Annotated in this window: 19 protein-coding genes; 9 read left to right on the forward strand and 10 right to left on the reverse strand. The window is 71.2% G+C overall.

Annotated elements, in window-relative coordinates:
• The 5 genes from ACWKZU_RS05575 to ACWKZU_RS05595 all read right to left on the reverse strand — a co-directional run bounded on the left by ACWKZU_RS05575 (nucleotide 1) and on the right by ACWKZU_RS05595 (nucleotide 5040).
• A complete protein-coding gene (locus tag ACWKZU_RS05575; RefSeq protein WP_449281401.1) occupies nucleotides 1–168 on the reverse strand; it encodes a hypothetical protein in 168 nt (55 codons plus the stop codon).
• A 130-nt stretch (nucleotides 169–298) separates the two neighbouring features.
• Nucleotides 299–487, reverse strand: a complete 189-nt coding sequence (locus ACWKZU_RS05580; RefSeq protein WP_449281402.1) for a hypothetical protein — start codon at nucleotides 485–487, stop codon at nucleotides 299–301.
• A 622-nt stretch (nucleotides 488–1109) separates the two neighbouring features.
• Nucleotides 1110–1742 carry a hypothetical protein gene (locus ACWKZU_RS05585; protein WP_449281403.1) on the reverse strand — a complete coding sequence of 211 codons (633 nt, stop codon included), beginning with the start codon at nucleotides 1740–1742 and terminating at the stop codon, nucleotides 1110–1112.
• Between the two features lie 26 nt (nucleotides 1743–1768).
• Entirely contained in the window at nucleotides 1769–2287 is a 519-nt protein-coding gene (locus ACWKZU_RS05590) for an amino-acid N-acetyltransferase (RefSeq protein ID WP_449281404.1), read from the reverse strand.
• A gap of 227 nt (nucleotides 2288–2514) precedes the next feature.
• Nucleotides 2515–5040, reverse strand: a complete 2526-nt coding sequence (locus ACWKZU_RS05595; protein WP_449281405.1) for an ATP-dependent Clp protease ATP-binding subunit — start codon at nucleotides 5038–5040, stop codon at nucleotides 2515–2517.
• A gap of 229 nt (nucleotides 5041–5269) precedes the next feature.
• On the opposite strand from ACWKZU_RS05595, the gene ACWKZU_RS05600 reads away from it, so the two are divergent.
• From ACWKZU_RS05600 to ACWKZU_RS05640, 9 genes are all read left to right on the forward strand, one after another.
• Nucleotides 5270–5896, forward strand: coding sequence for a hypothetical protein (locus ACWKZU_RS05600; RefSeq protein WP_449281406.1), 627 nt, complete (start codon nucleotides 5270–5272; stop codon nucleotides 5894–5896).
• Nucleotides 5893–6126, forward strand: coding sequence for a helix-turn-helix domain-containing protein (locus tag ACWKZU_RS05605; protein WP_449281407.1), 234 nt, complete (start codon nucleotides 5893–5895; stop codon nucleotides 6124–6126). Before ACWKZU_RS05600 ends, ACWKZU_RS05605 begins: the two co-directional genes overlap by 4 nt.
• A 66-nt stretch (nucleotides 6127–6192) precedes the next feature.
• Nucleotides 6193–7083: a MurR/RpiR family transcriptional regulator gene (locus ACWKZU_RS05610; protein ID WP_449281408.1), complete on the forward strand. Its 891-nt coding sequence runs from the start codon at nucleotides 6193–6195 to the stop codon at nucleotides 7081–7083.
• Between the two features lie 429 nt (nucleotides 7084–7512).
• Nucleotides 7513–8256 carry a tyrosine-protein phosphatase gene (locus ACWKZU_RS05615; RefSeq protein ID WP_449281409.1) on the forward strand — a complete coding sequence of 248 codons (744 nt, stop codon included), beginning with the start codon at nucleotides 7513–7515 and terminating at the stop codon, nucleotides 8254–8256.
• Complete coding sequence (locus ACWKZU_RS05620; protein ID WP_449281410.1) at nucleotides 8253–9068, forward strand: metallophosphoesterase family protein; 816 nt, start codon at nucleotides 8253–8255, stop codon at nucleotides 9066–9068. The genes ACWKZU_RS05615 and ACWKZU_RS05620 overlap by 4 nt, the downstream gene beginning before the upstream one ends.
• Entirely contained in the window at nucleotides 9058–10098 is a 1041-nt protein-coding gene (locus tag ACWKZU_RS05625; RefSeq protein WP_449281411.1) for an ABC transporter substrate-binding protein, read from the forward strand. Before ACWKZU_RS05620 ends, ACWKZU_RS05625 begins: the two co-directional genes overlap by 11 nt.
• A complete protein-coding gene (locus ACWKZU_RS05630; protein ID WP_449281412.1) occupies nucleotides 10082–11782 on the forward strand; it encodes an ABC transporter permease in 1701 nt (566 codons plus the stop codon). The genes ACWKZU_RS05625 and ACWKZU_RS05630 overlap by 17 nt, the downstream gene beginning before the upstream one ends.
• A 9-nt stretch (nucleotides 11783–11791) precedes the next feature.
• A complete protein-coding gene (locus ACWKZU_RS05635) occupies nucleotides 11792–12970 on the forward strand; it encodes an ABC transporter ATP-binding protein (protein ID WP_449281413.1) in 1179 nt (392 codons plus the stop codon).
• Complete coding sequence (locus tag ACWKZU_RS05640; RefSeq protein WP_449281414.1) at nucleotides 12967–13605, forward strand: histidine phosphatase family protein; 639 nt, start codon at nucleotides 12967–12969, stop codon at nucleotides 13603–13605. Before ACWKZU_RS05635 ends, ACWKZU_RS05640 begins: the two co-directional genes overlap by 4 nt.
• 51 nt (nucleotides 13606–13656) lie before the next feature.
• On the opposite strand, the gene ACWKZU_RS05645 is transcribed toward ACWKZU_RS05640, so the two are convergent.
• From ACWKZU_RS05645 to ACWKZU_RS05665, 5 genes are all read right to left on the reverse strand, one after another.
• Nucleotides 13657–14877 (reverse strand): serine hydrolase domain-containing protein, encoded by a 1221-nt coding sequence (locus tag ACWKZU_RS05645; protein ID WP_449281415.1) that lies wholly within the window; start codon nucleotides 14875–14877, stop codon nucleotides 13657–13659.
• Nucleotides 14878–14899: 22 nt separating this feature from the next.
• On the reverse strand, nucleotides 14900–16774 hold the full coding sequence (locus ACWKZU_RS05650; RefSeq protein ID WP_449281416.1) for a biotin carboxylase: 1875 nt from the start codon (nucleotides 16772–16774) through the stop codon (nucleotides 14900–14902).
• A 113-nt stretch (nucleotides 16775–16887) separates the two neighbouring features.
• Complete coding sequence (gene cls, locus ACWKZU_RS05655) at nucleotides 16888–18369, reverse strand: cardiolipin synthase (RefSeq protein ID WP_449281417.1); 1482 nt, start codon at nucleotides 18367–18369, stop codon at nucleotides 16888–16890.
• 76 nt (nucleotides 18370–18445) lie between these two features.
• Nucleotides 18446–18625, reverse strand: a complete 180-nt coding sequence (locus ACWKZU_RS05660) for a hypothetical protein (protein ID WP_449281418.1) — start codon at nucleotides 18623–18625, stop codon at nucleotides 18446–18448.
• Between the two features lie 291 nt (nucleotides 18626–18916).
• On the reverse strand, nucleotides 18917–19395 hold a 479-nt coding region (locus ACWKZU_RS05665), incomplete at its 5' end, for an amino acid--tRNA ligase-related protein (protein WP_449281419.1).

Genomic DNA, 19395 nt, shown 5'->3' on the forward strand with positions numbered 1-19395 from the left:
TCAGTCGCCCTGCGGTCGGAACAGGAGCAGCCCTGCGGCCCCGGCGCTCCCCGCCATGATGATCGCCGAGGTGATGTCGTCGAACGAGAGCCACGAGATCGGGAGGATCATCGCGGCGCCGATTGCTCCGGCCCACCAGTTGAGGCGTCTCTTCCGCATCTCGGTCATGACATCCAAGCTAGTGATGCGGAGGGCCGGCGGCATCCGCCGCGCGGCGGAGATCGCGCGGCGGAGATCGCGCGGCGCAGATCGCGCGGCGGGCTCGGATCGCTGCAGGGCGGTGCGTGATGAGGGCCGGTCAGCGCCCTCGCCGCGGAATGCCGACGAGGAACCCCGCGACAGCCCCGACTGCGAGCCCGATACCCGCCCCCGCGCCGGTGTTCCCGATCCAGGATCCGATGAGCGCCCCGATACCGGCGCCGAAGAGGATCCCGGCGATGGTCCAGGTGATCGAGGCGGACATGAGTGGATTCTTGTTCTCGCTCATGCGATCGAGGCTACGCGCCCGGCTCGGGTTCCGGATCCCCCGCGAGACGGAGAAGCAGAAGGGGGTGCCAGCCGAGCGCACCGTTCCGAGCCGGTATCCGGCCCGACGCGCACGCACCCGGTGACGCGAATGCAGAGCGCCTGCTGAGATCCCGATATCTGTTGCTTCTCTTCCCGGGGAAGGACCGGAATCGGGATCTCGGCGCACATACGCCGCCGACGGTGGCGACATCGTCCCGGTCGGGCACCGGAACGCACCGGAGCGTCTCCATGGATCGCGATACCCCGCATGCCTCTTCGATGAGCGAGCTTCACCGCCCGGGAGAGGCCGGGCTCAGCAAGGCGGACGGAGCGATGAGCCTCATTCGAGGCCGGTGGGATCGGACAGGACACCGAACGGCCGAGGACCGGGAACGAGCCTTCCACTGCGAAGAATGCTCGAGATCGCCGGTCCGGGGTGCAGCGCGGCAGCGGGCCGTCGGGTCGCGCAAGAAGGCCGCCGTCGGTCCGCGGACGGCCTACAGGGGATCCGGTCAGGTGCCCTCGCAGCCAACGAGCCGGCCTCCCGGAAGGCCGGCTGACAACGCAGCCGATGACCCGCGAACACGGCCGATCGTCCAAGATCAATACAGCAGGAACTGCGCGGTGCCGGTGCCCTCGACCCCGGCGGCCGATGCGCGCAGGTGGTACGAGGCGCCGCCCGCGCCGACCGGGTCGCGCGTGATGTCGCAGCTCTCCGGGCTGGAGCGCGTGCGATCCCATTGGATCCCGTCGCTCTCGAGCGGCTTTCCCGGCTCGAGGATCACGGCGAGGCTCTCCGCGTTCTCCTGGCAGTCCGTGGAGCGCCACACCTGATCGTCGCCGCTCGAGACGGCGAACTCCATGCCCGCGGTGCCGAGGTCGGCGGAGCACGCGTCCTTGCCGACGTTCTCCACGCTCAGCGAGAGCACCGGCAGCTCGCCGTCGGCGTAGTCGGACTTGTCGGTGATCGGCGTCACACGCAGCTGTCCCGTCGCGCACGCGGGGATCTCGTCGTCGTCGGGCTCCTCCTCGGGATCCGACTGCGTCGAGGTGGACGCGAGATCGCTCGGCACCTCCACGTCGCGCGCGTCCTTCACGCCGTCGCTCGATCCCGGCTTCACGATGACGAGCACGACGACGGCGATCACCGCGAGGAGACCCGCGAGCACGAGCAGACGCCGCCGCATGTAGACCTTGCGGCCCTTCGGGCCCACCGGATCTCTGAGCGTCGACATGGCGCCAGGGTAACGCGGAAAGCGCCCTACAGCCGCTTCAGCATTCGCGTGTTGCCGAGAGTGTTCGGCTTCACCCGCGCGAGGTCGAGGAACTCGGCCACGCCCTCGTCGTTGGATCGCAGCAGCTCCGCGTAGACATCGGCCGCGATGAGCTTCGCGTCCTCGCTCAGCTCCTCGAAGCCGTGCCGCCCGAAGAAGTCGGTCTCGAACGTGAGGCAGAACAGCTGCGTCAGCCCGAGATCGCGGGCTCGCAGCTCGAGCGCCTCGAGCAGCAGGTGCCCCACTCCCCGGCCGAGCCACTGCTCCGATACGCCGAGCGTGCGCACCTCGCCCAGCTGCTCCCACATCACGTGCACGGCGCCGTATCCGACGACGGAGTCGACGTCGTCGATGGCCACGAGGAACTCCGGCACCGCGGCGTAGAGATCGACCAGGTCCTTGCCGAGCAGGATGCGTCGCGCCACCAGCGGCTCCATCAGCTCGACCATGCGCGGCACGTCGGCCGTGCGGGCGCTGCGGATGCGGATCGCGGAGGTGTCGCTCATCCCACCAGCCTACTGCCGCGGGCCGGGATCCCCCGTCGCCTCACGCGGAGAGGGATTCGCGCGGTCGTTCCCCCGGCGCAGCTCGGGGTGTGGATCGCGGCTCATCCGGACGCGATCGCCGAGCACGTCGGAGCGAACAGGGATCCGCGAGCTGATCGAGACCTCGAGAATGCCGGAGGGGCCCGCTGCCGAAGCAGCGGGCCCCTCCGGATCGATGGTCGCTCGGGCTACTCGGCGACCCCGGGGGTCGCGGCCGTCGACGCCACCGCGGCGGCCGACGAGGCCGAGGTCTCTCCGTGCGCCTTCTGCGACTGGCGGTCGGTGACGAAGGTGAACTCGCCGTCGACGAGGTCGACCTTCACCAGGTCGCCCGCGAGCAGCTCGGCCCCGAGGATGCGCTCCGAGAGCCGATCCTCGATCTCCCGCTGCATCGCGCGGCGCAGCGGACGCGCGCCCAGCGTGGGATCGTAGCCGATCTCGGCGAGGCGCTCGCGCGCCGCCGGGGAGATCTCGATGTGCATGTCGCGGTCGAGCAGACGATCCTTCAGCTGCTTCACGAAGAGGTCCACGATCTGCAGCAGCTCCTCCTTGGTGAGCTGCGGGAACACGATCGTGTCGTCGACGCGGTTGAGGAACTCCGGCTTGAAGTGCTTCTTCAGCTCCTCGTTGACCTTGCCCTTCATCGACTCGTAGCCGACCGAGGAGTCGCCCTCGATCTGGAAGCCCACCGGGCCGCCCGCGATCGCCGACGAGCCGAGGTTCGTCGTCATGATGATCACGGTGTTCTTGAAGTCGATGACCCGACCCTGGCCGTCGGTGAGGCGACCCTCCTCGAGGATCTGCAGCAGCGAGTTGAAGATGTCGGGGTGGGCCTTCTCGATCTCGTCGAAGAGCACCACCGAGAACGGCTTGCGGCGCACCTTCTCGGTGAGCTGGCCGCCCTCCTCGAAGCCGACGAACCCGGGGGGCGCGCCGAAGAGGCGGGACACGGTGTGCTTCTCGCCGTACTCCGACATGTCGAGCGAGATGAGCGCGTCCTCGTCGTCGAACAGGAACTCGGCGAGCGCCTTGGCGAGCTCGGTCTTGCCGACGCCCGTGGGGCCGGCGAAGATGAACGAGCCCGAGGGGCGCTTCGGGTCCTTGAGGCCGGCGCGCTGGCGGCGGATCGTCTTCGCGAGAGCGGAGATCGCCTCGTTCTGGCCGATCACGCGCTGGTGCAGAGCCTCCTCCATGAAGCGGAGACGCGAGGTCTCCTCCTCGGTGAGCTTGAACACCGGGATGCCGGTCGCCTGGGCGAGCACCTCGGCGATGAGCCCCTCGTCGACCTCGGCCTTCGTGGCGACGTCGCCCGAGCGCCACTGCTTCTCGAGCCGCAGCCGCTCCGCGATGAGCTTCTTCTCCTCATCGCGCTTGTTCGCGGCGGCCTCGAAGTCCTGCGCCTCGATCGCCTGCTCCTTGTCGGCGCGCACGACCGCGATCTTCTCGTCGAACTCGCGCAGCTCGGGCGGGCTCGACAGGATCGAGAGGCGCAGGCGGGCGCCGGCCTCGTCGATCAGGTCGATCGCCTTGTCGGGCAGGAAGCGATCCTGCACGTAGCGGTCCGCGAGATTGACGGCCGCGACGATCGCCCCGTCGGTGATCGACACCTTGTGGTGCGCCTCGTAGCGGTCGCGCAGCCCCTTGAGGATGTTGATCGAGTGCGGCAGCGACGGCTCGGCCACCTGGATCGACTGGAAGCGGCGCTCGAGCGCGGCGTCCTTCTCGAAGTGCTTGCGGTACTCGTCGAGCGTGGTCGCGCCGATGGTCTGCAGCTCGCCGCGGGCCAGCATCGGCTTCAGGATGTTGGCCGCGTCGATCGCGCCCTCGGCAGCGCCGGCGCCGACGAGGGTGTGGATCTCGTCGATGAAGATGATGATGTCGCCGCGGTTGCGGATCTCCTTGGTCACCTTCTTCAGGCGCTCCTCGAAGTCGCCGCGGTAGCGGCTGCCCGCGATCATGGAGCCGAGATCGAGCACGTAGACCTGCTTGTCCTTGAGCGTCTCGGGCACCTCGCCCTTGACGATCGCCTGAGCGAGACCCTCGACGACGGCGGTCTTGCCGACGCCGGGCTCGCCGATCAGCACGGGGTTGTTCTTCGAGCGGCGCGAGAGGATCTGCATGACCCGCTCGACCTCCTTCTCGCGGCCGATCACCGGATCGAGCTTGCCCTCGCGGGCGGCCTGGGTGAGGTTGCGGCCGAAGTTGTCGAGCACCTGCGAGCCCTTGGTCTCGCCCTGGGGCTCGGCGGCGCCGACGGTCGCGTTCTCCTTGCCGGCCTGGTAGCCGGAGAGGAGCTGGATCACGGTCTGGCGCACGCGGTTGAGGTCGGCCCCGAGCTTCACCAGCACCTGCGCCGCCACGCCCTCGCCCTCGCGGATGAGGCCGAGCAGGATGTGCTCGGTGCCGATGTAGTTGTGGCCGAGCTGCAGCGCCTCGCGCAGGCTCAGCTCGAGCACCTTCTTGGCGCGCGGCGTGAACGGGATGTGGCCCGAGGGGGGCTGCTGGCCCGTGCCGATGATGTCGGTCACCTGCGCGCGCACGGCGTCGAGCGAGATCTCGAGCTGCTCGAGCGCCTTCGCGGCGACGCCCTCGCCCTCGTGGATCAGGCCGAGCAGGATGTGCTCAGTGCCGATGTAGTTGTGGTTGAGCATCTTCGCCTCTTCCTGGGCGAGCACAACCACCCGGCGAGCGCGGTCGGTGAATCTCTCGAACATCAATAACCTCCTTGCGGTCTCCGTGAACGGTGGGACACCGCTGATGCATCCAGGCTACGGCGTGATCCGCGATCGTGGGCGCCTGTTCGTGCTGGGCGTAATGGCGGGGTCGCGCGGACGGCGTGCGCCCGAGGCCGGCGCCCTGCGCGCCGCGCCCCTTGACAGGCCGACCGCAGCGCGCTCATACTTATCGAGAAACGATAATATCGATGGTCGATAAGGAGATGCCATGTCCGCCGCACCATCCGACGCCCGCCGCCCCTCGACGCTCGACCGGATCGGAATCGTCCTCTTCATGCTCGCCGGCGCGGCGATCATCGTCGTCTCGGCGATCCGCGCGGGCGGCCGGATCATGCAGGTGCTGCTCGGCGAGGACGTGCCCGTCACGGCCTCGTTCCCCGGCACTCCCGTCGAGGCGCCGATCGGCCCCGGCGGCAGCGCCGTGCGGGTGCAGCTCGAGACCGCCGTCCTCGAGCTCCGGCAGATGTCCCCGCTGGGGTTCTGGTCGGGCATCCTGGAGCAGGTGGTGTATTTCGGATCGCTGGCGACCGTCGTCGTCTGCCTCGTACTGCTGTCGCGCAACATCCTGCGGGGCCGCGTGTTCAGCCGCGGCAGCACCGCCCTCGTCGCGACGGCGGGGATCGCGGGCCTCGCGGGCGCCTGCCTCGTCCCCCTCTTCCGCGGGCTGATGGGCGCCGAGGCGCTGCTGAGCGTCGTCGGCGACCAGCACGACGGCTTCATCATCGCCACGTTCGAGCCCTTCTCGCTCGTGATCCTCGCCTTCGTGGTCGCGGTCGTCGCGACGGCCTACGCGGTCGGCGCCCGCATCCAGCGCGACACGGAGGGACTCGTATGAGCCCGGCCGACCCCGAGGACGGGCACGCGATCCGCTGCCGACTCGACGAGCTGCTCGCGGCCCGCGGCATGACCCTCACCGAGCTGAGCGATCGCGTGGGCGTGAGCCTCGTCAACCTCTCCGTACTGAAGAACAACCGGGCCCGGGCGGTCCGCTTCTCCACGCTCACCGCGATCTGCCGCGCGCTCGACTGCGAGGTGGGCGAGCTGTTCGTGGCCGAGCTCGCCTGACCCGCCGACAGCTGCCCGCCACCCCGCGGACACCCCGGGTTCACTCCCCCGACCTAGGGTGAACCCATGCCCGCTCCCCTGGCCGCCGCCACGGCGTCGTCCGCAGCGCCGACCGAGGCGCCGCGCGGTCCCGCGCCGCCCGCATCCGCGCTCGCCCTGATCCGCGCATACGCCGCGACGCTCGGACACAGCGAGGGCGCCGTCGCGCGGGTGATCCTGGAGCGCCCCGGAGACGTGCCCCAGTGGTCGACGCAGCAGCTCGCCGCCGCCGCCGGCACATCGACGGCCACCGTGATCCGGGCCTGCCAGCGTCTGGGGTTCCGGGGATTCCAGCACCTCCGCCTCGAGCTGGCCCGAGAGAGCGCGGCGGTCGACCCCGGGCCTGCCGGGGACAGCGTCGATCAGGTCTTCGAGGGCGCCCGCGCGGCGCTGCTCGCGGGGCGCGAGGCCATCGACCGGCACGCGCTCGCCCGCGCGGCCGGCGCACTCGCGACTGCGCGCCGCGTCGTCTGCACCGCGAACGGCTTCTCCGCGCCCCCGCTGCAGGACGCGGCGATGCGGCTCGCCACCGTCGGCCGACCCGTCGAGGCGCCCATCGACATCCTGGCCCAGCAGTTCGCCGCGCACAGCCTCGGGCCCGAGGACGTGTGCCTCGCCCTCAGCCACTCGGGCGCGAACGCGCACACCCTGGCCGCCGTGCGGGCGGCGCGGAAGCGCGGCGCCCGGATCGTCGCCGTCTGCAGCTACGCGCGGGCCCCCCTCCCCGACCTCGCCGACATCGCGATCTCCACCGGTGCGATCGGCTCGCAGCACACGGTGGACCCCTTCTTCAGCAGGCTCGGGCACTCGGTGCTGCTGCAGGCGCTGATCGCCGAGATCTCGGTCCTGCTCGACCAGGCCGACCCGCTCGAGATGCGCGAGGTCGTCGCGGAGGCCCTCACCGACTCGTCCGGCTGAGCCCGCGCGCCCCCGCCCCCGCCCGCCCCCGCCCGCCCTACACTCCCCGCCCTGCTCGCCCTGCTCGCCCTGCCCTGCCCTGCCCTGCCCTGCCGCTCGGCCTACCCGCCCCGCCCTCCCACTCGCCCTGCCCGCACCGCACGTCGAACGCGCGTCAGTAGTTGTCGCCAAACCTCAGTTTCAGTGACAACTACTGACGCGCGAAAGAGGGTGCAGAGCTGACGCGCGAAGGAGGGTGCAGAGCGCGCAGAGGGTGCGGGTCGCACACCCTTCCCCGGTCTTTCACGTCGGATTCCCGCCGCGTTCACCCACCCGACACCCGGTGCCGCCAGGCTGCTGCTGTAACCGCGTTTCAGGCCCGATGTAACGGGCGGACCGCATCGGATCATCCGCCGGGAGACCGGAGCCGGGAAGAGGAGTTTCTGAGCAGTGCAGGCGATATCGCTCGAAGGCAGCTACAACGCACGGGGCATCGGCCGGGAGGGGGCTCCCTGGATCGTGCGCTCCGCCGCGCTCGACGCGGCGACCGAGCGCGACGAGCGGGTGCTGCGGGCGCACGGCGTCGACCTCGTGCTCGACCTCCGCGAGCCCGCCGAGCACGGCGCGCGCAGCCACGGCATCCCCGTGCGCTCGCTGCCCCTCTACGGCGAGGCCCCTCCCGCCGCCGGCTCCCTCGATGGGGTGTACGCGGGCCTCGTCGCGCACCGCGGCCACCGGCTCGCGGCCGCCGTCGCCGTGATCGCCGAGCACCCGGGCACGGTCCTCGTCCACTGCACGGCGGGTAAGGATCGCACGGGCCTCGTCGTGGCCCTCGCGCGACTCGCGGCCGGCGACGACCGGGCCGCGGTGATCGCCGACTACGCACGATCCGGAGACACGGTCCGGCCCGCCCGCGCGACGCTCGTCGCCGGGCTGCTCGACCGCCTCGGCCTCGTCGGCGCGGAACGAGGCGCCTCCGAGCGACTGCACCTCGACAGCCCCGCCGCCGCGCTCGACGCGGCGCTGGAGCAGGTCGACGCCCTCGGCGGGGTCGAGAGCTACCTGCTCGGCCGGGGCGCGACGCCGCAGCACCTCGCCGCGCTCGTGGCCCGGGCGGCCGGCGCGGCCCGGCCCGCGCCGGGGCCCGTCCCTGCGGCACCCGCGCTCGCGCTCACCGGCGAGGCCGGCGCATGAGTCGCGACACCGGCAGGTTCACGGTCCTCCACCTGAGCGACGTGCACGCGACCGAGAGCGGCCTGCTCTACGACGCGGTCGACGGGCTCGGCCGGCTGGAGCGGGTCGGCGACTACGCCCGCTCCGCCGGCATGACCCCGGAGGCCGTCGTCGTCACGGGAGACCTCGTGCAGCGCGGCAATCCGGCCGCCTACCCGGCGGTGGCCGAGGCGTGCCGGCGACTCGAGGAGGCGGTCGGCGCCCCGGTGCTCACGGTGCTCGGCAACCACGACGACCCCGAGGCCGCCCGGGCGCTTCCCGACCACCGCGAGCGCCACTTCGGCGAGCGCACGATCGACGGGTTCCGCATCGTGCGCCTCGACTCGCACGCCGGCGGGCTCGACGCCGAGCAGCTCGACTGGCTCGCGGCGGTGCTGTCCGCGCCGTCCGAGCGCGGCACGATCCTCGCCCTCCACCACGCGCCCATCGGCTCGCCCATGCCCGCGCTCCGGCGGCAGGGTCTCGCCGCCCCCGACGCCCTGCTCGGGATCCTCGACGGCTCGGACACCCGCGCGATCCTCGCCGGGCACTTCCACCACGCGCTCACCGCCTCGGTGCGCGGCATCCCCGTGTTCGTCGCCCCGTCGCTCGCCTATCACCAGGTGATGGACGCGGGACCGCACGCCGTCGCCGGACACGACTCGCCCATGTTCTCGCTCGTGCAGTTCACGCACGACGGCGTGAGCTCCTCGGCGATCGCGCTGCACACCCCCGAACCCCTCTTCACCCACCCCATCACCCGCACTCCAGAGAAAGCGAACCATGTCTCGTAACCGCACCCTCGGCGCCATCGCGGCGCTCTCCCTCTCGGCACTCGCCCTCGCGGGCTGCTCCTCGCCGAGCGCCGACGCGACCGCTTCCGGCGACCCGTCCGGCACCGCCGGCTCCGACGCCTCGACGATCACGCTCTACACCTCGGAACCGCAGGAGAAGATCGACGAGATCGTCGCCGCGTTCAACACGCATCACCCCGAGATCACGGTCGACGTCTTCCGCGCGGGCACGGGCGACCTCACCGCGCGGATCGCCGCCGAGGAGAAGGCCGGCGACATCGGCGCCGACCTGCTGCTCGCCGCCGACGCCGGCACCTTCGAGGACTACGCCGAGCGCGATCTGCTGCTCGAGTACCGGTCGCCGGAGGCCGCCGACATCGATCAGAGCCTCATCGATCCCGAGCACTTCTACGTCGGCACGCGTCTCCTCCCCACCGTGATCGCGGTCAACACCAGCGCGATCGAGGACGCGCCGGAGTCGTGGCAGGACCTCACCGACCCCGCCTACGCCGGCAAGATCGCCATGCCGAATCCCGATGTCTCGGGCGCGGCGGCCTACAACGCCGCGGTGTGGCTGAACGAGCCGTCGCTCGGGCTGAACTGGCTCGAGGGCCTCGCCGCCAACCGGCCGCTCATCGCCGAGAGCAACGGGCCCGTCTCGCAGGCGGTCGCCGAGGGCAGCAGCCCGGTCGGCATCGTCGTCGACTCGCTCGTGCGCGACCTCGCCTCCGCCGGCTCCCCGATCGCGGCGGTCTACCCGAAGGAGGGTGTGCCCTTCGTCTCGCAGCCCGTCGGTATCTTCGCGGACACCGCGGAGCCGGAGGCGGCACAGCTCTTCGTCGACTTCCTGATCAGCCAGGAGGGGCAGCAGATCGCGGCGTCGCAGTCGTACCTGCCCATCCGGGAGGACGTCGAGAGCCCCGAGGGCGCCCCGGCCGTCTCCGACATCACGCTGCTGAACCCCGACCTCGCGACCGTCCGCGCCTCGCAGGCCGACGCCGTCGAGACCTTCAATGGCCTCTTCCAGTAGCACGCTCCGGCGGACGCTCGTGGGCCCGGTCGGCACCGACCGGGCCCACGAGCCCCGCGGCCGCGGCGTCGGAATCCGACGGCTCGACGGACTCGGCGCCCTCCGCGGGGTGCTCTGGGGTGCGGTCGCCGCTCTGGTCCTCGTGCCGATCGCCGCGATCCTCGTACTCGCCGCGACGGGAGGGGGCTGGGCGGCGCTGGGAGATACCGACGTGCTCACCGCCGCGGGCAACTCACTCGTCTCGGCGACCGTCTCGGGTGCGCTCGCCGTGCTCGCGGGCACCGCACTCGCCCTGCTGCTCGAGCGCACCGATCTGCCGGGCCGGCGCGCGCTGCGCCTGCTCGCGCTGAGCCCGATGCTCATGCCGCCGTTCGTCGGCGCCATCGCCTGGCTCAGCCTGCTGGGCCCGTCCTCGGCGCTGAACACGTTCTGGGCGTCGCTCTTCGGCGGCCCGCTGTGGAACCTCTACGGAGGCGACGGGGTCGTCTTCCTGCTCACCCTCCACAGCTACCCGATCGCCATGATCATCGTCACCGCCGCGCTGCGCCGAGTGCCGGCCGACCTGGAGCAGGCGGCCCGCATCGCGGGATCCTCGGCGCCGCGCGCCCTGTGGGAGGTCACGACCCCCCTGCTGCGGCCCGCCATGCTGTCGTCGTTCACGCTCATCGCGGTATCGAACCTCGCCGACTTCGGCATCCCCTCCATCATCGGGCTGCCCGAGCGCTACGTGACGCTCTCCACCCTCGTGTACCGCTACCTGCAGTCGGGCACCGTCGACGACCCGATCGCCGTCGTGTCCGCGATCGGCTTCGTGCTGCTGGTCATCGCGCTCCTCGGCGTCGCGACCGACCTGCTGCGCGCGCGGAGCCGCGTCGAGCTCGACGCGCAGGCCGGCGCGGCAGCTCTCCTCCCGCTGGGCCGGGCGCGGATCCCCCTCGGCGCGATCACGGCGGCGGTCGTGCTCGCGGCCACGGTCCTGCCGCTCATCACCCTGACGATCCAGGCCCTGCTCCCCGCTCCCGGCGTGCCGCTCAGCGCGGAGACCGTGACGCTCGCGAGCTTCGAGCGGGCGCTCACCGCGCCGGGAACCCTGACCGGCATCGGCAACTCCGTGATGCTGGCATCGCTCGCGGCCGTCATCTGCGGGGTGCTCGGGCTCGGGATCGGCACCCTCGTCACCCGCACCCGCGCACGCGGCAACGCGGCGCTGCTCGGGATCTCGCTGCTGCCGCAGGCGATCCCCGGCCTCGTGATCGCGGTCGCCTGGCTCGTGATCGCGCCGCGGATCGGGCTGTACAACACGCCGTGGCTGATCCTCTGCGCCTACCTGACCTCGTTCCTCGCGCTCGTGGTGCAAGCCGTGCATGCACCGCTGTCGGCCACGCCGACCACCGCCGAGGAGGCCGCGAGGATCTCGGGCGCCTCTCGGCTGCGCGCCCTGTGGGACATCTCGTGCCGCATGGCGGTTCCCGCGGCGATCTCGGGCGCGATCCTCGTCGCGCTCACCGCGGTGCGCGAGCTGACCCTCTCGGTGCTGCTGCTCTCCCCGGGGTCGCAGACCCTCGGCGTCGTCATCTTCAACCTCCAGCAGGCCGGCGCCTACAACGCGTCCTCCGCGCTCTCCCTCATCGTCGCGATCGTCGGCCTCGCCGGGCTCGGCCTCACCGCGCGTTCCCACCGCTAGGAGTCTCCCGTGTCATCCGTCACCCTCGAATCCGTCAGCCTCGCCTACCCGGGCGGTCACCTCGGCCTCGCCGACGTGGACCTCCGCGTCGGCGACGGCGAGTTCGTCGCCCTCGTCGGCCCCTCCGGCTCGGGCAAGACCACCCTGCTGCGCACGGTCGCGGGGTTCATCTCTCCGACCGCGGGGACCGTGCGCATCGGCGACGCCCTCGTCGCGTCGCCCTCGCGCAGCGTGGAGCCGGAGCGACGGGGCCTGGGAATGGTCTTCCAGCAGCACGCGGTGTGGCCGCACTGGAACGTGGGCCGCAACATCGAGTACCCCCTGAGGAGAGCCGGCGTCGCGACCGCCGAGCGCCGGCGACGGGTCTCCGAGGCTCTGGAGCTGGTCGGCCTGGCGGGGGCGGAGCGGCGCAACCCGGCGACCCTCTCCGGCGGCCAGCGGCAGCGCGTCGCGATCGCCCGGGCCGTCGTCGCGCGGCCGCGCGTGCTGCTGCTCGACGAGGCGCTCTCGGCGCTGGACGAGCCGCTGCGCGACCGCCTCCGGCTCGAGCTGCGCTCGCTCACCCGCAGCCTCGGGCTCACCGTGCTGCACGTCACCCATGACCGCAGCGAGGCGCTCGCGCTCGCCGACCGCGTCGTGGTGCTCGACGGCGGCCGCGTGCAGCAGATCGGCACCCCGGCGGAGCTGCTCGAGCGCCCCGCGTCGCCGTTCGTAGCGGGGTTCGTCTCGGACGCGACGGTCGTTCCGGGCCGCCTCGGCGCAGACGGGTTCCGCGCGAGCGCGCACCCGCTCGCGGTGCCGGCGGCTCGCCTCGACGTGCGGGGGCCCGGAGCGGAGGCCTCGGCGGTGATCTCGATCCAGCCCGAGCACGTCTCGGTCGTGCCCGATCCCGACGGGGACGCCGTGGTCGCCTCGTCGCTGTTCGGGCGGGGCGGCGACGAGCTCGTCGTCGACTGGGCCGGGCTCGCGATCCGCAGCCGCGCGAGCGGGGTGCGCTGCCGGGAGGGCTCGCGCGTGCGCGTGGTCGTCGAGCGCGCCGCGGTCTTCCCCTCGGGGGATCCGCAGGGCTCCGGCACGGTCCCGGGCGGTCCCGGGCGGCGAGCCGCCGAGCACGGATCGCCCGCGGGAGCGGCGCCCGAGCGCCTCCCCGCGCCCGCGGAGGCCGGAGCGGCTACGGTGGGATCATGAGCGATTCAGCGATCCCGCACGGGTCGATCGTCGTCGTACGGCACGGCGAGACCGACTGGAACATCGGGCGCCGGATCCAGGGCCGCACGGAGATCCCGCTGAACGAGACCGGCCGGTCCCAGGCGCGCGCGGCCGCCGCGATCCTCCGCCGCTCGGGAGCGTGGACCCGCGTGGTGTCGTCGCCGCTCGGCCGCGCCGCCGAGACGGCGAGCATCATCGCCGAGGTGCTCGGCCTCCCCGCGCCCGGTCTCGATCACGGGATCCTCGAACGGGATTTCGGACCGGCCGAGGGGCTCCTCGTCGCCGAGGCCGCGGCGCGCTGGCCGGGTCTCGAGGTCCCCGGGGCCGAGTCGCTGACAGATCTCGCCGAGCGCGGCGCCCGCGCCCTCTCGCGACACCTGCACGAGGCGCCCGGGACCGTCGTCGTGGCGCACGGCGCGCTCATCCGGTCCACGCTCTCGGTGCTGAGCGGGCAGGAGGCGCCGAGAATCCTGAACGGCGAGGCGTGGGTGCTCTCACCGCACCCCGAGGGATCGCCGGGAGCGGCTCTCGGCGATCCGGCCGATGTCGGCGCGCGGCGCCCCCTGGCGCTCGTTCGACGGCTCGGCGCCCCCGAGATGCAGCATGCGATCTGAGTGCGGGTCCTGCGACTGCGCTCGCGCTACGCGGGATGACGCCGGGCGGGGTCAGATCTCGCCGCGGTTCAGCGCCCAGGAGGCGACCTCGAAGGCGCGCACCGTCCAGAAGAGCTTCTCCGCGTCCTGCGGGGTGGGCCAGCTCGAGACCTTGACCCCGACGACGCCCGTCGCCCGGTTCATGTAGATCATCTGGCCGTGGATCCCGAGCGCGAGCATCACATCGCCGCTCTCGCCGGGGAACCAGAACCCGTTGCGGTACATGCCGCCCGGCATGAGCGTCGGCTCGGGCGCGTTGGCGAAGGCCTCGCGCGAGTCCGGGCCGCCCGCGAAGGTGTCCTCGACCCACCACTCCGGAAGCACCTGCGCTCCGTCGAGGGCCCGGCCCCGGTCGGTGAACAGGTGCCCGAAGCGCGCGAGATCCCGCATGGCCGCCGAGACCCCGCCGTCGAACATGCCGGCTCCGACGCTGTCGATCCCGACGTGCGCGTCGAACTCCGCCCCCATCGGCTGCCAGAGGCGCTCGGACATCACGTCGGCGGCGTGCCGCCCCGCGGCGCCCTGGATCACGAATCCGAGCGCGTCGGTCTCGCACGACTTGTAGTCGAAGGGGCCGCCGTGCGGGCCGTTCTGGCCGAGCGTGGCGAGGAATCCGAGCAGCGAGTCGGGCACGTCGGGGTGCTTCTTGGGGGCCCAGCCGATCGCCTCTTCGAGCAGCCGCACCTCCGCATCCTCGTTGAGGTACTCCTCCGAGAAGCGCACCCCGGTGCGCATGTCGACGAGGTGCCGCACGAGCGCGCCCTCGTACCCCGACCCCGTCAGCTCGGGCACGTAGCTCGTCACCATCCCGTCGAGGTCGAGTTCGCCGCTCGCGGCGAGCAGGCCGGCGGTGGTCGCCGTGAGCGACTTCGACACCGACATCAGCAGGTGCATGCCCGCCGGGAGCATCGTGCCCAGGTACTGCTCGCCGACGATGGCGCCCCGGTGCGACATCATCCAGCCGTCGGTGAACGTCGCCTGCATCACCTCGGTGAACGAGGCCGAGCGGTCCTCCCACGGGTGCGGAACCTCCAGAGTGCCCAGATCGGCCGGGCGCTGCGCGAACTCGGTCGTGCGCGCTCCCCGGCAGATCTGGTGCACGGGCAGGAACGACTGGATGTTCTGCATCGACCACTGCAGATAGGGCGCGAACTGCCACTGATCCAGCGGCGGCACCACCTGGATGAATCCCGTTGTCGAACCGTTCAGTCCGTAGCCGGTCTCAGTACTCATCCGTTCATTATCCCACGCACCGCTACTTTCCCTTGGCAGGGGCGGGCTTCGGCGCCGGCTCCTCCCCCTCGACGGTGGTGACCTCGTACATGCCCCTGATCGCGTCGATGAGGTACTTGGCGTGCAGCGTCAGGCCGCCGTGGCTCGCCTCGAGGTGCGCCTTCGTGACGAGGATGCCGAGATCGGCGCCCTTCCAGCGGTAGTCGCCCTCCTGGTAGATGCGCAGGTAGAAGGCCTCCGACTCCGAGGTCAGCAGATGCCAGTCGAGGTCGCCGTGGCTGTAGACCAGGTTGCCGTAGTGGTCGAGCACGTACCGGCCGGTGCGCGGCGCCGAGTCGATGCGCTCCACGGAGTTGCTCGTGTGCTTGATCACCATGTGGCTCCACTCGTCCTCCGAGGCGAGCTCCTCCCAGCGCCGGTTGATCTCGTCGACGTCGATCTCGAAGTCGATCCCCGAGTACTCGAGGAGGTGGAAGGCGAAGAGCGGCACATCGGCGTAGGCTCCGGCCGTGACGTTGGTGATCGCCGAGGCCCCGCTGACCCGCGGGTTGAGCTCGCCCAGGTAGACGTCCCCGGTGTCGGTGTCGAGCAGCACGTCGACCTCGAAGAAGCCGCGGTACCCCTCCTTCCCCAGCCGGTCGCCGAGCTTGCGCACGAGCTGCACGGCGGCGTGCCGGCTCTCGTCGTCGAGCACCGTCGGGAACATCTCGTTGCCGGCCCAGCCGCCGCGATACGGCGTGAGATCGGCGTGGCCGGTGATCTCGGTCATGCAGGGGCCGACCACGGTGCCGTGCCGCGTGAGCACCGCCTCGATCGCGATCGGGCGGTTGTTGATCCGCTTCATCACCTTGATCTCGACGCCGGTGACCTCGTCGGCGATGGCCGCGAACTCCGCCTCGCTGGTCACGAAGTAGGTGGTCTTCCCCGAGTCGCCGTAGGCGGTCTGGATCACCAGGTCCTGGCCCAGCTTCGCGGCGTCGGTGACCTGCACCAGCTCGTCCCAGCCGTCGACCGTGGTGAGCACGTTGGGCACGCTCGGCACGCCGACGGAGTCCGCGATCTGGGTCGTCACGATCTTCGAGTCGAGCCGCTCCCGCAGCTCGTGGCTCGGCAGGATCAGCTCGTAGTCGAGCTCCTCGCAGATGCGCTCCGTCTCCTCGTCGAAGAAGACCATGACCACCTGCGGCCGCGCACCGGGGGGCGTGCGACGCTCGATGTGGGCCCGCACCTCGTGGTTGCGCAGCAGCCAGTTGTTGATCGCCTCGCCGCTCTCGAACTCGACGTAGGGCTTCTCCGACGGGGTGAACACCCGCGGGTGGGTGCCGTCCCAGCTGTCGTAGTACGAGATGTAGGAGAAACCGCGCACCCACCGGTCGAGGCCGAGCAGGTTGAAGGCGGTCGCGCCGACGAAGAACACGGGGGTGTCGCTCGTGCGCAGGTAGTGGCGGATCTCGGAGATGTTCTTGAGCTTGGTGAAGCCGCTGCGGCCGATCGTGACGGGACCGGTGACGGGGGCCTTGCGCGGGCGCTTGCTGCGCGTCAGAGGCTTCTTCTGCGCCGGCTTCGCGGCGGTCGGGGCGGCCTCCGGCTTCGCGGCGGCGGCCGCTGCGGTGGTCTTGGCCGCGGCCGCCTTCGCGGTGGCGGTCTTCGCGGCGGCGGTCTTCGCGGCGGCGGTCTTCGCGCGAGTCGTCGAGCTCTTGGCCTGGGAGACGGCGGCCTTCGCCTTCGTCGTCGTCGTTTTCGCCCGGCTCGCAGCGGCCTTCGGCTTCGCCGAGGAGGCCTTCGGCTTCGCGGCGGCCGCGGTGTCCGCGGCCGGGGCGGAGCCCGTCTCGATCTGCGAGACCGCGGGTGCCGCAGCAGTCTCGTCGGGGACATGGGAAGCAGTCTGACGCGCCATTGCGTTTCCTTCCGTCGAATACGGTAGTGGCATGTTTGCACACTCGGGGAGGAAACCAAAATCGACGTCCGAGAGTCGCCGGAGGGGTCGCGCAGCGCCCCCGGGAGACGAGGCTACTGCAGCGCCGAGGTGAGGCGCGCGAGGCCGTCGAGCAATTGCGACCTGAGCGGCTGTTTCAGCCACTCCTCGAGCGTCAGCTCTCGAGAGTTCGCGCGGTAGTAGTCGCTCACCTCGTCGAGATCCTCGACGAAACGGCGCCCCTGCACCACCATCGAGATCTCCATGTTGAGTCCGAAGGACCGCTGGTCCATGTTCGACGACCCCACCACGGCGACCTCGTCGTCGACGGTGAAGTGCTTCGAGTGCAGGATGTAGGGTGGTCGGAACATCCAGATGCGCACCCCCGCGCGCAGCAGTTCCTCGTAGTACGAGCGCTGCGCGTGATACACCACGGCCTGATCACCGGTCTCCGAGACGAAGAGCTCCACGTCGACGCCCCTCGCGGTCGCCGCCCGCAGTGCGTTCATGATCGAGCCGTCGGGCACGAAGTACGGGCTCGTGATGCTGATCCGGCGCTGCGCGGTGTACAGCAGCGCGACGAACACCTGGAGGTTGTTCTCGCCCGCGTAGCCCGGGCCGCTCGGCACGATCTGGCAGTCGAGCTCCCCCGGCCGCTCGGCCTCGAGAGCCGCCTCGGAGAGGTGGGTGAGGTACTCGCCGGTCTCCAGGTACCAGTCCCCCTGGAACACCGCCTCGAGGCCGAGCACGATGGGGCCCTCGACCCGCACCATGAGATCCTTCCAGTGCAGGCCCCGGCGGCGGTTCGACGGCTTGTTGTAGCTCGAGTCGACGAGGTTCTGCGACCCCATGAAGCCGACCCGGCCGTCGACGACGATGAGCTTGCGGTGATTGCGCAGATCCGGCCGCTGGTACTCGCCCCGCCACGGCCGCACCGGCAGCATGTAGGCCCAGTCGGCACCCATCTCGGTGAGACTGCGGGCGGTGCGCTTCGCACCCGGATTCCGCACCGCCGACACGTGGTCGAGCAGCACGCGCACCTGCACTCCCCGCGCCGCCGCCTCGCGCATCGCCGCGAACACGTCGTCGGTCGAGTCGTCGTGCACGAGGATGTAGAACTCGATGTGCACGTACTCCCGGGCGCTGCGGATCGCCTCGGCCATGCGCTCGAACGACTCCTCGTAGTCGATGTAGATCGACGCCGTGTTGCCGCGCAGCATCGGCTGCGCGCCGAGGGAGCGCCCCAGCTTCACGGCGTTGTCGAGGCCCGGGCTGAGCCGGTCGCCCGGCGTGACGAGGCTGCGCTCCTCGCGCTCCGCGATCTGCGCGACGAAGTGGTTGATCGCCTCCTGCTTCTGCTCGCGCTTGCGCGGCAGGCGCTTGCTGCCGATGATCAGGAAGAGCAGCAGCCCGGGCACGGGCAGGAGGAAGATGGCCATGAGCCAGGCCATCCCCGCCGTCGGACGGCGGTTGCGCGGAACCACGAAGAGGGCGACGATCCGGATGACGTTGTCGATGATGAAGAACGACAGGGTCCAGACGTAGGGCCAGTTGACCTGGAGCCAGCTGAGATCCACGACGTTTCCCTTCCTCCGGCGCACTCGGGCGGTGCAGCCGCACGGCTGCACTCACTCTATCGGGAGAAAGGGCTGGTCAGAGTTCGTCGCGCGCCGGAAGGCCGGCCTTCGCGCGTTCCTCGTTCTCGATCTGCTGGAAGATGCGCCGCTCGGTGCGGTCGGCGCGGAGGATCAGGCGCAGCACGAGCCAGAAGAAGAGCCCGATCAGCACGGTCGGGGTCAGCGACCACACCGCGTTCATCCACCAGTTGTCCATAGTGCCCTCAGTCTACCCTTCCGCTCCCCCACGAAACCTGGGATCGGAGCGGACGCCGGTCGATGCGCGACCGCATCCTCGCGCAGGCGCCGACCGCGGGCAACCGTCGTCCCGCGCACAGGCGAGGAACGAGTCGGAATCGCAGGATCCGCCAACCCGCAGCATGGATCCTGCGATCCGCTCCGCCGCCGCAGGATGACCGACCGGGCGCTCCGCGCCTCTACCGACATGGATCCTGCGATCCGCTCCGCGGCCGCAGGATGACCGACCGGGCGCTGCGCGCCCGGTCGGTCACTTGACCAGCGGGAACAGGATCGTCTCGCGGATCCCGAGGCCGGTCAGCGCCATGAGGAGCCGGTCCATCCCCATGCCCATGCCGCCCGACGGGGGCATGCCGTGCTCGAGCGCGCGCAGGAACTCCTCGTCGACCCGCATCGCCTCGTCGTCGCCGCGGGCCGCCTCGGCGGCCTGCTGCACGAAGCGCTCGCGCTGCACCACGGGATCGACGAGCTCGGAGTAGCCGGTGGCCAGCTCGAAGCCGCGCACGTAGAGGTCCCACTTCTCCACGACGCCCGGGATCGAGCGATGGTGGCGGGTGAGCGGGCTCGTCTCGACCGGGAAATCCATCACGAAGGTGGGGCGGGTGAGCCCGTCCTTGGCGAAGTGCTCCCACAGCTGCTCGACGAGCTTGCCGTGGTTGGGCAGGTGCACCCCGACGCCCTCGGCGTCGGCGATGGGCTGGAGCTCGTCGACGCCGGTCTCGGGCGTGA

This window comes from Leucobacter sp. (genome assembly GCF_053528595.1).

Bases quoted from the DNA above. Each gene is read 5' to 3' on its own strand.
- ACWKZU_RS05575 (WP_449281401.1), bottom strand. From the start codon at position 168: ATGACCGAGATGCGGAAGAGACGCCTCAACTGGTGGGCCGGAGCAATC.
- ACWKZU_RS05580 (WP_449281402.1), bottom strand. From the start codon at position 487: ATGAGCGAGAACAAGAATCCACTCATGTCCGCCTCGATCACCTGGACC.
- ACWKZU_RS05585 (WP_449281403.1), bottom strand. From the start codon at position 1,742: ATGTCGACGCTCAGAGATCCGGTGGGCCCGAAGGGCCGCAAGGTCTAC.
- ACWKZU_RS05590 (WP_449281404.1), bottom strand. From the start codon at position 2,287: ATGAGCGACACCTCCGCGATCCGCATCCGCAGCGCCCGCACGGCCGAC.
- ACWKZU_RS05595 (WP_449281405.1), bottom strand. From the start codon at position 5,040: ATGTTCGAGAGATTCACCGACCGCGCTCGCCGGGTGGTTGTGCTCGCC.
- ACWKZU_RS05600 (WP_449281406.1), top strand. From the start codon at position 5,270: ATGTCCGCCGCACCATCCGACGCCCGCCGCCCCTCGACGCTCGACCGG.
- ACWKZU_RS05605 (WP_449281407.1), top strand. From the start codon at position 5,893: ATGAGCCCGGCCGACCCCGAGGACGGGCACGCGATCCGCTGCCGACTC.
- ACWKZU_RS05610 (WP_449281408.1), top strand. From the start codon at position 6,193: ATGCCCGCTCCCCTGGCCGCCGCCACGGCGTCGTCCGCAGCGCCGACC.
- ACWKZU_RS05620 (WP_449281410.1), top strand. From the start codon at position 8,253: ATGAGTCGCGACACCGGCAGGTTCACGGTCCTCCACCTGAGCGACGTG.
- ACWKZU_RS05625 (WP_449281411.1), top strand. From the start codon at position 9,058: ATGTCTCGTAACCGCACCCTCGGCGCCATCGCGGCGCTCTCCCTCTCG.
- ACWKZU_RS05630 (WP_449281412.1), top strand. From the start codon at position 10,082: ATGGCCTCTTCCAGTAGCACGCTCCGGCGGACGCTCGTGGGCCCGGTC.
- ACWKZU_RS05640 (WP_449281414.1), top strand. From the start codon at position 12,967: ATGAGCGATTCAGCGATCCCGCACGGGTCGATCGTCGTCGTACGGCAC.
- ACWKZU_RS05645 (WP_449281415.1), bottom strand. From the start codon at position 14,877: ATGAGTACTGAGACCGGCTACGGACTGAACGGTTCGACAACGGGATTC.
- ACWKZU_RS05650 (WP_449281416.1), bottom strand. From the start codon at position 16,774: ATGGCGCGTCAGACTGCTTCCCATGTCCCCGACGAGACTGCTGCGGCA.
- ACWKZU_RS05660 (WP_449281418.1), bottom strand. From the start codon at position 18,625: ATGGACAACTGGTGGATGAACGCGGTGTGGTCGCTGACCCCGACCGTG.